6 protein-coding genes are annotated in these 13,619 nt (G+C 64.4%); 3 read left to right on the top strand and 3 right to left on the bottom strand.

The annotated features are described in order from the left end of the window. The 3 genes from BST15_RS02915 to BST15_RS02905 form a co-directional block, all read right to left on the bottom strand. On the bottom strand, window positions 1-5,079 hold the full coding sequence (locus BST15_RS02915) for a DEAD/DEAH box helicase (RefSeq protein WP_234708171.1): 5,079 nt from the start codon (window positions 5,077-5,079) through the stop codon (window positions 1-3). 172 nt (window positions 5,080-5,251) lie between these two features. Beyond that, on the bottom strand, window positions 5,252-7,015 hold the full coding sequence (locus BST15_RS02910) for an AAA family ATPase (protein WP_046686344.1): 1,764 nt from the start codon (window positions 7,013-7,015) through the stop codon (window positions 5,252-5,254). 152 nt (window positions 7,016-7,167) lie between these two features. Further along, a complete protein-coding gene (locus BST15_RS02905) occupies window positions 7,168-10,626 on the bottom strand; it encodes a DEAD/DEAH box helicase (RefSeq protein WP_083070796.1) in 3,459 nt (1,152 codons plus the stop codon). 150 nt (window positions 10,627-10,776) lie between these two features. On the opposite strand from BST15_RS02905, the gene BST15_RS02900 reads away from it, so the two are divergent. The 3 genes from BST15_RS02900 to BST15_RS02890 all read left to right on the top strand — a co-directional run bounded on the left by BST15_RS02900 (window position 10,777) and on the right by BST15_RS02890 (window position 13,564). Continuing rightward, entirely contained in the window at window positions 10,777-11,550 is a 774-nt protein-coding gene (locus tag BST15_RS02900) for a S1 family peptidase (protein ID WP_046187826.1), read from the top strand. Window positions 11,551-11,678: 128 nt separating this feature from the next. Continuing rightward, a complete protein-coding gene (locus BST15_RS02895; protein WP_052751342.1) occupies window positions 11,679-11,945 on the top strand; it encodes a sigma factor-like helix-turn-helix DNA-binding protein in 267 nt (88 codons plus the stop codon). Further along, the gene (locus BST15_RS02890; RefSeq protein ID WP_083070795.1) at window positions 11,942-13,564 is read left to right on the top strand and encodes a carotenoid oxygenase family protein; all 1,623 of its coding nucleotides are present in this window, start codon (window positions 11,942-11,944) and stop codon (window positions 13,562-13,564) included. Before BST15_RS02895 ends, BST15_RS02890 begins: the two co-directional genes overlap by 4 nt. Window positions 13,565-13,619 lie beyond the last annotated feature (55 nt).

Here is a 13,619-nt window from a genome sequence, read left to right as displayed (position 1 = left end):
CTACACCCTTCCTTCGCCGAATGCATAGGCGTGCTGTTGGATCTGGGCCAGCCAATCCTGACCCGGATGCAGACGAAGAACCGACCAGCCTGCATCCATGAGTCTGTCCTCGATCTCGTCGGCGCCGGCCAGCGGCTCTATCTCCACGAACACCGCCAGGCTGGAGCCGGCATTGCGGAACGCGAAATCCGCCCTGACGCCTGCGATCTGTTCGCCTACTCCGTCGGGCAGCGCGAATTCATGCTCGACCAGAAGATCGATGAAAGCGCGTTCCAGCTCCGACCCACACCGCGCACGAACCTGTTCGACAAGATCGCCACGTGACTGATCCTCCGTAACCGGTGTGGTGGTGGATGAGGCGAGTGCCAGCAGCAGATTCCGCACCGCGTGCCGGTCGATAGCGTCGTGCTCGTACTGGTTGGCATACGAGAGTAGGCAGTCGTAGCAGGCCTTTTCGCAGCGTTCCCGTGCACCCTCAGCCTTGCCGAGGTCGGCACCGTCAGGTGTGAAGTGGGTGATTTGCAAGGCTTGGCGAGCGGCGCGGGCCAGCGCGTCGGGTTCGGAGTGCAGCCGGCGCAGCACCCCGGCGCCGCCCTCGGCGGACTCAGTGAACAACATTCGTCCGCGCTCAGCATCATCAGGCAGCGCTTCGCTGGATAGCTCGGAGTCTTCCAGCTGGAACTCGGCTTCCATGCCTCGCTCCAACGCATAGCGCAGGCTGGTAGCGACTTGCTCAGAGACCGGCGCGGCTAGTCGCAGCAACAGGATGTTTCGGGTGTCCTGGACATACGGAATTACCTTGTGCTTAGTCGGCACATCGGCGGCATCGCCGAGCCCATCGTCTTGGGGAGTGGTGTCCTCGGCAGCTTTCTCACTGAGCCAGTCGCCCTTGACGGTGTCCAACCAGTAGCCAAGCTCGTTGGGATTCTTACGCCGCCGGCGCCCCACGTTGGTGACCCGCACTGTCGCGGTGTCACCGTAGCTCAGCGCCGCCACCTCGTTGCCGTCTGCCAACGACGCTGTTGCATCCAGCCGGCCTTGACGTGGCCCGTGCTGACTGAACCGGTAGGAGGTGCGCAGCTCGAACCCGGCCCGTCGGCGCTCTTCCTCGTCGCTGGAGATGCGTTCGCGACGACGCGTAAACACAGTCTGCATCCGCATCAGACCGTGCTGCGGATGCCCCAGCGCCACACCACAGTTCTCGCACACATCTAGGCCTGCGCGGCGCACATGGTGGTAGGCGCAAGATTCGCAGCGGTATACATCCTGTAGTTCCACGGTGCCAATACCGCCCGAGGTCATCGGCACCTGGATGCGTTTGACCTCGTAACGGGCACCCTCGTGGTAGATGATCGCGCCGGGTCCGAACTCACTGACCGCCAGGAAGCGCGGCCGTTGCAGATAGTCGCCGCCTTCGCGGCGTCCGGCACTTTGGCGTGCCCCGGGGATATAGGCGGCCAGCGGCAGCCGCGGGAAGTTATAGCCGGGCAGGAAACCTTCCGAGGCGAAATAGCGGTAGGTGTAAAAATCCGAGAACGCCTGGTCTGTATCCTCGTTGCGCAGCAGCCTCAGCTGCCCTTCGGCATCGCGACGGCGGGCTTCTGCAGCATCCCGCGTCCGTTTGGGCACCGTGGGGTCCAAGATGATCCGGTTCTGCTCCTTCTGATCATCCAGCGCTGCCCGATACAACTCCCGCCACCGCTCGCAGGCCCGGTTGAACTGGCTTTCGGCGTTGGCGATCACGGATTGCGCCCATCCGTCGTACCACCATGCCGTGCGCTCCAAGTCCGCGGCGAACGGCGCCATTAGCTCAGCGGCACGATCGTTGGCCCGCCGCACCGCATCCGAATCGGCGAGAGCGCGCTGCAGGTCCGCCGACAGCGGCATATCCGGAACGTCAACGTCGAGCAGTTGCGGCAACCGGGTGTGCAGACTCGCACGAGTCTCGGCCAGCCACAGGGCATGCAGATGGGAGGCCAGTAGCGCCTCATTGGTGAGGTCCAAGCGTGGTGCGGCCACCGAGCCAGCGACCATGTCCTCCGAGCGCCGGAAGTAGTACTGGTCATGGGCATTGCCGGTAGCGCAGTAGGTAGTAACCAGTGCGGGCTGCCCCGATCTGCCCGCGCGTCCGCTGCGCTGAGCGTAGTTGGCCGGGGTCGGCGGCACGTTGCGCATCATCACCGCGTTGAGGCTGGCGATGTCGACACCGAGCTCCATGGTCGGCGAGCAATACATCAGCTTGAGATCGCCCTTGCGGAATTGTTTTTCGCGTTCCTCACGGTCGGCGGCAGATACCTGCGTGGTGTGTTCCCGCGCGTGCATGCCGCCGAGGTCGGCCGCGGTGTTGCGGTACAGGTCGAGGAAAAAGGGGTTGACCCTAGTCCCCTGGTCCGGGTCGAATCCGCGTCGCAACGGATCCGGCGCGCCGTGTCGTCCGTCGCCGGCCTTCCAGATCACCGCGGAGGCTTTGAGCCGGTAGTTGATGCCGGTGGCCCCCGGCAGATCCACAGTCGTCAGCAACCCTGCGCCATCGAGGGTGGCCAGCAGGTCTTCGATGACCTTCTGTGCGTCCGCAACGTCGAGTTGATCACCCTCGAGTGTCATGCCGCTGCGTTCGCGGATGTAGCGTCCCACCGCCGATCGCCCGGTCATTCGGAAATCGTTGCGCAGCGTGCCCTTCTGCCCGGAGATGGTCGATACCGTGCCGGGTTGGGGCCGAGGCTCGTACGGGGGGATCGCCCACAGCCCGGCCAGGTGCTGATCAGACCGCCGTTTGATCCGATCGAAGCCATCGTCGGTCAGACATTCGACATCGACGGCGAGTTCGCGGCGGAACTCATCAAGCACGATTCGGCACAGCTCTTCTCGCTGCCCTGCTTTTGCATCGCGTAACGGTAGGTACGTCTTGTCCCATAGCCCGGCGTCGGCGGCGATCTCAGTCAGCGATTCGTACCCGATTCGCAGCAGCCCGGTCTGTTCCAGGTTCGGCATCGTCACCCGCCAGCCACGCTGCAGGTCGGCATACAGTCGATATTCGATGAACTCCTTGAACGCCTGCTCTGCTGCGGTCCGCGCCCCATATACGGCGTCCGGGTTGGCGGCATAGTCAGCGAATGGCAGGCCGAGAGTCGCCACCGCTCGTTCAGCGACATCGTCGTGGCGCAGGGCGCCCTGCTGCACCGCCCGGTGCAGCGCCCCGCGCAGCTGAGTCATCTGCACGAAATCGTTGAAGTGGCCAGTCTGCAGGCTCGCGTCCTGGCGGTTGTCAACGAACGTCAGAAGCTTGCGCGACTCGCGGCCGAGCTCGGATTCGGGGACACGGTCCAGCGACCGCACGATCGAAGTGCTCAACACCGACACGGCCGAGCTGCGCCCTTCTACGTCCAGGGTGGCCAGCTTGGCGAAGTCGCTGCCGCGTGCCTGTTCGTAGGAGACCTTGCAGCGCAAGCAGAACCGGAACGGCGCCGGAACAAAAGCCGCTTCGACACCGCCGGCGGTGGCCTCGTTGCCACCCACATCTACCCGGATGCGCCGTGGCAAATACTGCTTACGGCGGTCGATGATCTCGCCGTCCATCAGCCAGGAATCCGGCAGCCGCCCCTCCAGTAGCGGATCGACCGGCCACGGCTGATCGGTGGAGATGTAGAGGTAGCCGTTCGCCTGGTCACCACCACTGGCGTCGCGGTCCCGCCGCGACCGGTAGACCGCTTTGCTGCCGAGCGTGGAGCGGGCTACCACGAGATATTCCTGCCCGCACTCGCGGCAGAAAGCTAGCGGGATCAACAGCTGATCCGGATGATCCGGGACCGTCACCTGGTACTGCGAGGTGATATGGCGCCGCTGTTCCTGCTCGATCGACACATAAACCGTGTCGCCCTTGGACAAGAACTGATGAAGCCGGAACGCGAATAACGGCCGGCGGGTCGTCGGATGCGCAACAGCTGACCCGGCCAACAATGTCGCCCGGATAGCCTGTTCGCACTCATCGACGGTACGGCCGGTCTGATCGGCCAGGCGCGCGGCCGAATCATGCACCCGAGCCGGCCGCTGCCGAATCACCTGCCCAGACTGCGGTTCGGTGGTCAACCCGAACGTAGTCTCGATCCACGTCGCCAGCGGTGACGCCGCGAGCAGCTCGTAGCCGCCGGCCGCACCGCCCTGGCGCACGTCGCGGATCAGCCCGTTGACGTCGCAGGGATCGCCGACGGTGGCCCGGTCCAGTGTTTCCCCTATCACCCGGTCCGCGGTGACCTCGGTCCCAAACAACGCGGTGGCGACCTCGGCGACTACCCGCCGCTGGTCTCCCAGCGTGCCACCGCTGGCCATCGTCGCCGACGTACCAATGCACTGCAGTTGGGGCGATTGGCAAGCCCCCCGCACCCGCCGCACCAGCATTGCGACGTCGGCGCCCTGACGCCCACGATAGGTATGCAGCTCGTCGAGGACCAGGAACGGCAAACCCTCCGCCGCACCCACCAACCGGCGGCGCTCCTCGGGACGGGTGAGCATTAACTCCAGCATCACGTAGTTGGTGAGCAAAATGTCAGGGGGATTGCGCAGGATCTCGTCGCGTCGCTCTTCTTTCTCCTGGCCGGTGTAGCGGGCGAACGTCACCGGCTCGTTGCCCTCGCCGTAGCCGTAGCGCAGGAATTTCTCCAACTCGCCGACCTGGCTGTTGGCCAGCGCATTCATTGGGTAGACGATGATCGCCTTCACCCCGGGCCGACGCGGTTCCTGACGGAGGACGTAGTCGACGATCGGGATTATGTAGGCCAACGACTTGCCCGATCCCGTTCCCGTCGTCAGCACATAGCTCTTGCCGGACTGCGCCGCCTGGATCGCTTCCCGCTGGTGGCGGTGCAGCGTGATCGGCTTGGTGCCGGCGTCTTCCACGTCCCGCTTGGGGCGGAATATCTTCGCGCACTCCGGGTGAAGCAGGTTCTCGGAGACCAGCTCGTCGATGGACCCGCCGGAAGCGAACATCGGGTTCAGCGACAACCACGGCTCAGGCCACTGCGTCTGCTTGGCCAACTCGTCGTGGATGTGTTGACTGATCCGTGGCTCACGCGGCTCGATCACACTGGTGGTGAATAGTCGATAGTCGTCAATGAGCTCTCGGTGTACTTGGAAAATATCCATTGCAGTTATATGCCGATCAAATGTCGAAGGTCAGGCAACAGCACGGGAGTCGCTGCCGCCACATGATGAACGTTAACCGGCGATATAACCGCACGGCATCGGTTGTGGTATTTCACCGCCGCCGCAAAGCATCTGGCAACAGCTTCGAATGCACCACCACCAGCTCCCGGTTCGGTCTCGTCAGCGCGGTGTACAGCGGCCCTTGATGTCCGCGATTCTGTTTGAAGTCCGCCGGCTCCACCACGACAACCGCATCGAACTCGATGCCGCGAGCCGAATCCGGGTCAAGGACGTTGACTTCCCGGCCGCCTTTCTCCCACGGGCTCAAGTCGTGCATAGATCCGACCCACCCGCTCACCCGAAGACTCTTCCTCACCGCGGCAGTGTCGGGGCCGACCACGGCGACCGTACCCAGTGGGTAGGCAGTCAGCAGCCGCTCCACCTGCGCGGCGACCGCGTCGCCGACCTCCGCCGGCCGTACCTTAGTCAGAACCGGGTCCGGGCCCTGCTGTTGGAAGGCATTGATCGTGCGCTGACTCGCGGGGAGCAGCCGGGTGGCGAACTCCAAAATCGGCCGCGTGGAACGGTATCCGATGGCCAACTCGAAGATCGCCGTGTCTTCTTCGATCGCGATCAAGTCCAGGATCTCAGGCCAATTCGCCGGAGTGTGGTCCGACCGGCGCTGGTTGAGATCTCCCAGCACCGTCCAGCGATCCTCGATGTTGATCTCGTCGAGCAGCAGCCAGCCGAGCGGAGTTACGTCCTGTGCTTCGTCGATGATGATGTGGGTGATACCAGCGAGGCCGGCCGGCGGACTCACCTCCCACTGGATGTAGGCGAGCAGCGGCGAATGGGCCTGAAGCGTCCGCGCATGCCGGTACTCGGGCAGAGCGCTCAAATAGGTGCTCCACTGCGGGTCGGACGTGACCACTGCGCTGTTGGCGCGCATGTATTCGTAGACCTGCTCGGCTGACAGTGCGGCACCGCCATTGGCCGTTCGAATGTGCCGGATGGCACGCCGCAGCAAGCGCACAAGTTTCCAGTCGGCGTCCTGCGATGTCGGCGAGATCTCGCCTTTCGCCGGGTACTTCAGCCCGAGAATTTGCTGCCACAGCTCCGGCAACGAGAGCACCCGCAACTGTGCGGAGTTGCTGGCTAAGCGGTTGATGACGCCGAGGACGTGTTTGGAGTACCCCGCAGTCGGCCCGATCAGCAGCACGTTGCCGGCAGACCTGTCCGCGGATGGAGTTTCCTCGTTGACCAGGTATGCGGCACGGTGCGACGCAATGATCGTCTTCCCAGTGCCAGGTTTTCCCTCGATAATCATGCTGTCGCACGCCGGCATCGTCACCAGCGCGTACTGGTCCGGCTGCAGTGTGGCCAGAACCGAATCCAGTCGTTTTGTGCGCGGAGCCTGCAACTGGGCCCGCAACGCTTCTTCCGCACGGATCCCGGCAGGTGGGTGATCGGAGTGATGGTGTCCCTGGCGCGCAGCTGCCGAGAGCCCTTCGGCGACTGGGTCTGACGGCTTCGGCACATCAGGTTGCGGCCGTTTGGGCTTAGTCGGCGGGATAGGGATCGCCAGCCCACGCTTGCGGAATGGGCGCTCAGGCGCGTCGGCGCGGACAGTCTCGTCGCTGAAGTCCACGATCCGGCCGTTGCGTCGCACCATGGTGCGGACCACAGCAACCTCGTCGCAAAGCTTGTGATGTCTGGTGCCGCGGTAGAACGTGCAGGCGATCGGTGCAGTCCAGCTGAACACTTCGATACCGTCGAGTTCGGCGTGTTTCTCGCCGATATAGAAATCGGAACGGCCGTCGACCCATTCGTGGGGAGCAACGAGTGCCACTCGACCGATGAGTTCTCCGGTCGGCACCTCACGCGCTGCAGGCAACCCAGTACGAGTCCACAGACTGTTCCTCGGTCCCTGATACGCCGAGGCTTGACTGGCCTTCTCCCGCAGAGTCTTGGCGTACCGCTTCTCTGCCGTCCGTTCGTCTTCGAGGTCGAGGTCTTTGCGTGTTGTGCTCACTGATCCCTCCGTCGCGCCGCTATTTCGATGACACAGGCCGCGAGCGGCTCGAGTCGGATCTCGGGTTGGACCTCTCGCTGCAGCTCGGCGGACAGCGCCGCGAAGCGTTGCTCGGCGCGACGCCGCTGACTGTCGAACAATGCGATAGCGCGCTCGCTCCGCCCACGTGCTCGCGCGGTGGCGATGCGGTTGTCGATCGTCGCGACCTTGCGCTGGTGCTGTTCCTTCAAGGTGATCGTTCGAGCCTCTTGCAGCGCCGCGAACTGGTGGTCTCGCCTAGCTTGCTCGCTCTGGTGACGATCATGCAGTTGGTTCTGTGCACGATCCGCCAGCCTTTCCAGACGATCGATGGACCGCAACGGAGCATCCTCAAGGTCGCCCTCGGCGAGGGCTGCCAGTAGGGCGTTCGCCGGCCCGTCGCCGGCGTCAAGTCCGGACTCAGTCACCGCAGCGCCCCAGATTTCATCCCCACCGCGCGACGCTGAGACAGCCTTGGCCATGACCACAACGTAAACACCCGGTACGACATCTTCGGCCTTCGCCGGGATCCGCAAGGATGCGAAACGCGCCTGACGGTGGCCTGGGACCTCGGCCGCTGCCATTGCGAGCGGACTAGTCGCGGTGAGCAACTTGCCACCACCGGTACGAGCCAGCTCCTGATCGAGGACCAGCGAAATGGGCATCTCACTGCGCAGTTGTGCTGTGATGCCACTGGTTTCGGAGCGGCTGCGTTGGCCAGCTTTGGCGAGCTCCTCAACACGGCCGGCCATCACCGGATTTCCGTGCAGCTCAGCGGTCCGCCGGTCCTTGTCGAACCGGATTCCCGGCGCGCCGTCGACACGCGCCCAGTCGTCGAGCAGTTGGGCGAGCTCGAGCTGCCCGATATAGCGCCCAGTACGCATGAGATCGTCTTCGAGTCCGGCAACATCGACGTCATTACTGACCAGTAGTGCGCTGGAGGCATCCGAGACGTCCTGCAATCCGGCGCGTTGCTCCTCGATTGCCGTCTCGACCTCATGCATCTTCTGCTCGCGCTGTTCGGGTGTCAATGAGAAGTTGAAGCCAATCTCCAATGCCCGCGGCGCATTTGCGGCGATGATCGGCTCGAGTGCCCCGATCGACGATTCGAAGATCCCGATTCGGTCCAGCAGCCGAGACAGGATACGTTCGTCGATGGTCGCCTCGTTGACGAAGTTCACCACCAGCATGGCCTCTTCAACTTGCCCGATTCGATCAATCCGGCCGATCCGCTGTTCGATCTCCATCGGGTTCCACGGAAGGTCGTAGTTGACCACAGCGGAGCAGAATTCGAAGTCGAGACCTTCGCTAGCAACCCGGTTGGCGAGGACGAAGTCATGTGCGCCGGCGCGGAACTCTCCCATGATGCGGCGGCGTTGCTCCCGATTCACTCCGCCGTGCATAACCTCGACCCGGAACTCGGCCTCAAGGCGCTGCTTGAGATAAGCCAGAGTCGGCCGCGAATGAGTGAACACCAGCGCGCGCCGGCCCTGCTGATGCAGCGTACGCAGCACCTCGTACAGGTCATCGAACTTGGTGTCGACGTCAGCGGGTAGACGTTTCGCGGCCGCTATCAGTCCGGCGTGGGGTTCGAGTCGGACCACGGGTGCATCGGAGTCGGCATCGGTGATGTCACCGAATGCCTTCGGCTCCAGTACGGCACGCCGTGCCATGGGCAGACACGCGCTGGCGAGTCGCAGCGGCATCTGCATCGCGAAGTGTAGTGGCCGTCCCATTGCTTTCGCCCGATTCCTACACCACTGGAGGTATTCGTCGTAAAAGTCGGCTTCGGCCTGAGTCCAGACGACTTCGTGTCGGTCCAAGGTCCGTTTGGACTTGCGGTCGTCGACTTCAACTTTTTTGGTACGGGTGATCACCGTCGAGAGTGTGTTGAGGTCGGCCAGGTAGCGTTTGGCCTCCACGATGTCGCGTGGCGCCAAGTCACCCTTGGCGAGGACCTCTTTCAAAAGCGCGAAGTCCGGGCGTTGCATCAGCGGCGCGCCAAGCGCGGTCACCTTGAGCTCATCAAGCCGGGTGCTCAGTTCGCGGCCGTTGACACCCTTCTCGACCAGGCGTGCCGCGACAGCGTTGATGATGCGGTTGGGTTCCAGACGTAGCTCCAGGTCGCGGATGTCGCCGTAGTCCCCGGGAGCGAGCAGCTCAAGCAGGTTCAGCAGGTCATCCTGACGTAGGTTAATCGGTGTTGCGGTGAGGAAAACCAGATTGTCCGCCCAGTCGGTGAGCCGTGTGCCCAGCGCATAGCTCTTGGTGTCCTGGTTGCGCATGGAGTGCGCCTCATCGACGATGACTAGGTCGAATTCCGGTGGCAGATCATCGAGTTCATCCATGCCCTCCCAGGACCTCAAGCGCTCAATGCTGCAGATACACGCCTGCCGGCGCGGCAGGCGGTTCTGACGGTGCTTCTCCAAGAACGTCCGCAGGGTGGCGGTGTCGAGTTCAACCAGGTCGAACTCGAAGCGGTCGTCCATCTCCTCTTTCCACTTGCCGACCAGGCCGGCGGGACACACGATCAGCACGCGATCGGCCTCCCGACGTGCCTCCAACTCGGTCCAGATCAGGCCTGCCTCGATGGTCTTGCCGAGGCCTACTTCATCGGCGATCAGGATGCGGGCCTTACCGGTTTGCAGCAGCTTCAAGACCGGTTTGAACTGGTATGGACGAAAGGTGGTGCGGGTCGCGCGGAACGAGAACAGGGTGTTGGCGAACTTGCTCTGCAACTTCGCCCGCGTCAAGGTGGCACCGAAACGGCGCGCTGGCGTCGGCTCTCGCGTTACCCACGCTCGAGGATCGTCGAGCTCCGGTCGGGGCTTGAGCGAGGATTCGATGACGCTCTGCTGGTGGCCCTCAACGATCACCGTGTACGACCACTGCCCCGACCTACCGCCGAGATACACGCGGTCGCGGATTACGACGTCTACGTCGCCGGGGTGGGTCACTGCGGCTTCGTTGAGCTCAAACCGTGGTGTGGGTACTGCGTGACCGTCGAGCCAAAACTTCTCCGCCCACGCGAACGCCGCCATTAGCGGGTGATCGTCGCTGAGTTGGTCGAGCGGTGCGACCGTCGCGTCCCCCGGCGGTCCACCGAGTGCCACCTGAAGGATCAGCGCTCCACCATCGAGTCCTTGAAACCAGTACAGCCCTTCGGGTAGTTCCGCTTCGGACTGTCCGAGCACCCGGCACTCATTGACATGCGAAGCAAGGGCACGAACCGGGCCGTCGAGTACTAGCGCCCGCACGAACTCGCCGCGATCAAGGGCGATACTGAGATGTTCCGGATCTGGGTGGTAACCGAATGACGGGACGGGTCCCGTAGCCGATGGATCCATCGACGCCATTGTCGGAAAACCCCTTCTCGCCAAGTGGAGACATTGCAACCAGTGCGGACAATCGTTCGCCGAACGGTCACGCTTGAGCATACTTACGTACCACGTCGCGGGTCAGACGTTGGAGAACTCCTTGGGACCTTTCAATATCACCTCCCCGTGACGTATCCCACTGCCCCTGTTCATCCCCACGTAACCTCTTCGCCAGCAAACCCGCAAAAAAACGTCGGTAGCGTTGTTCGGGTGGACGCCATTCGACGACTCCCACCCAAGACCCTGCTCAAGCGCCTGGCCATCGTGGTCGGCGCGCTCACAGTCCTGGCCGGCATCTTCTGGGCCACCCGCGCACAGCCGGTCCGGCAGTTGATCCCGCTACCCCCGGCCCAGGCGATCGGTCCCGGCGTCGGCATCAATGTGTCCGGCACCGGACGCTCGGAATCCACCAGCTGCACCGCGGGATTTCTGGTCCGCACCAACACGGGGCAGCCGGGCCTGTTGTCCGCGGGGCATTGCAACAAGCCGGGCGGGTCTGGCGAGGTGGCCATCCACCACGGCGCCCTCTACCCCACCGTCGGCGGGTTCACCCAGAGCGTCTACGACGGCGACCGCTGGGGAGATTCCAACATCGGGCTCGTCGTCCTGGACCGCCACGAGAAGTTCCCACTGTCCGCCGAAGTCGACGGTCGCCCGGTGACCGGGGTGGCCGACAGCGTCGAGATCGGCGACGAGCTCTGCCATCTGGGGGTGCGCAGCGGTGAGCCGATGTGCGGCACGGTGATCGCCGGCGAGAGGGACTCGGTGCGCTTCACCGCGGCCGGTACCTGCGGCGATGCCGGTGGCCCGGCGTACCGCGTGCGGCCCGACGGCACCGCCGAAGCGGTCGGCATCTTAAGCGTGGTGTCCGACGGGAAAGATCCCGAGGCGGTGTGCACCGGCCCGCAGGAGTCCTCGGTCGCCCAGTTGATCAAGCCGTGGCTGCAGGCCTGGGACCTGACGCTGGTCACCAGTACGTCGTAAAAACCAGCACTCCCTTCCGCTGCCGCCTCACGCGGACCAGACTGAACGAACGGGCCACGGCCGGTTTCGGGGGGATCCGAAGTGAACCGGCCAGGCCGCCGCAGCGTGTCACTCGGGGAGGCCGGTGCATGGACAGTGGAAAGCCCGCGGCAGATCGCGAGACGATGGCGGGCGCGCCCCGTCACCTGGCTCCCGGCCGGGCCGCCGTGGCCGCCGCACTGACTCAGCTCCCCGTTGAACAGCGGGACCTGCTACGCCGTGCCTACTACGACGGCTGGAGCACCCAGCAGATCGCAGCCGATCTGGAAATGGCGGAAGTCAGCGTGAAAACACAACTGCACTACGCGCTGCGGGCCCTGCAACAGGGCCTGCAATCGGTGAGAACACTGCCATGACGACCTCGCACCGCGAGTACGCCACATGGGACGCCGCCTACGTGCTGGGATCCCTGTCGGCATCGGAGCACCTCGAGTTCGAGACCCACCTGGACCACTGCGGGCTGTGCCAAGACGCCGTCGCCGAGTTGTCCGAGACAGTGGTGGCGCTGTCACTACTGGATCGCAGCGACTTCCCGGTCGAGCTACCCCGCGCGACCGTCGCCCCCGAACTCCACGGCGGCGCCCGGAAGGTCCACGGCGGCAGCGCGGAGCTGTCGGCGCCCAGCGCCCCGGTGGCGGTCTTGCAGCCACCGGAGACCGTCTTCTCGGTGTTTCGCCCCGGCAACTACGCGCCGGTCGCCGACGAGCTCACCGCGTTCGACCTGCCGATTCAGGGCAGCATTCCGCCGGAGCTGAACGGCTGGTACCTGCGCAACGGGCCCAACCCTCGCGCGGCGGGCGGGCACTGGTGCACCGGCGACGGCATGGTGCACGGCGTCCGGCTGCACCAGGGCCGGGCGGCCTGGTACCGCAACCGCTGGGTGCGCACCGAGAGCTTCGATCAGCCGCTGCCGCTGCTCAACCCCGATGGCAGCCGCAACCTGCACGCCAGCGCCGCCAACACCCATGTGATCCAGCACGCCGGCAAGACCCTGGCGTTGATGGATGCCTCCCTGCCCTACGAGATCAGTCACGAACTCGACACCCTGGGCACCTACGACTTCGCAGGAAAGCTCGTCGACTCGATGGCCCCCCACCCCAAGGTGTGTCCCAAGACGGGCGAGCTGCATTTCTTCGGCTACGGCGACTTCGCCCGCTCACAGATCACTTATTACCGTGCCGGCGCCGACGGCACCGTGACGATCCGGCGACCGATCGACCTCCCCGCGATGACGCTGATGCACGAATTCGCTCTGACCGCAGACCATGTCGTTTTCCTGGACCTGCCCGTGGTGTTCAACCCGCGGGTGGCCCTGACCGGGCCGGTCGACCGTGACCCGCCCTACCGCTGGGATGACGGTTACGGCGCCCGCCTGGGCGTGCTGCGCCGCGATGACCCCTTCGGGCCGATCCGTTGGCTCGACATCGAACCGTGTTACGTCTTCCACATCGCCAATGCGTTCGACGTGTCCTCACCCCAGGGCGACGCGATAGTGATGCAGGTGGTCCGCTACCCCGAGATCTGGCGCGACAACAGCGATTTCGAGACCACCGCCGCTTTGTGGCGCTGGACCATCGATCTGGCAGCCGGGGTGGTGCGCGAGGTTCAGCTCGACGATCGTGACATCGAGTTTCCCCGCGTCGATGACCGGCGGGTGGGCACCGAGGCCCGCTACGCCGTCACCGTCGGCACCGAGGGCCTGGTCCGCTACGACCTGGCGCGTGACAGCGCCCAGGTGTACCGGTTCGGTGTCAACGGCACAGCGGGCGCCCCCGATGAGGCGGTGTTCGCCCCGGCTCCGGGGCACACCGATGAATCGGCGGGCTGGTATCTGAGCTACGTCTACAGTCCGGTCCGCCAGAGCAGCGAACTGGTGATCATCAGCGCATCGGAGTTCGACGCCGAACCGGTCGCCCGGGTGCAGCTGCCCCGGCGAGTTCCGCACGGCTTTCACGGGAGCTGGATTCCCGACTGAGCCGTCGGGGTATCCGGAACGAGCATGAACCCATCGCCCACCTACGTCGTATCAC

Origin of the sequence: Mycolicibacter arupensis, assembly GCF_002086515.1 — a bacterium.
Classification (GTDB): Bacteria; Actinomycetota; Actinomycetes; order Mycobacteriales; family Mycobacteriaceae; genus Mycobacterium; species Mycobacterium arupense.
Note: the sequence above shows the minus strand (reverse complement) of the source record. Positions and strands in the feature narration are given on the sequence as shown.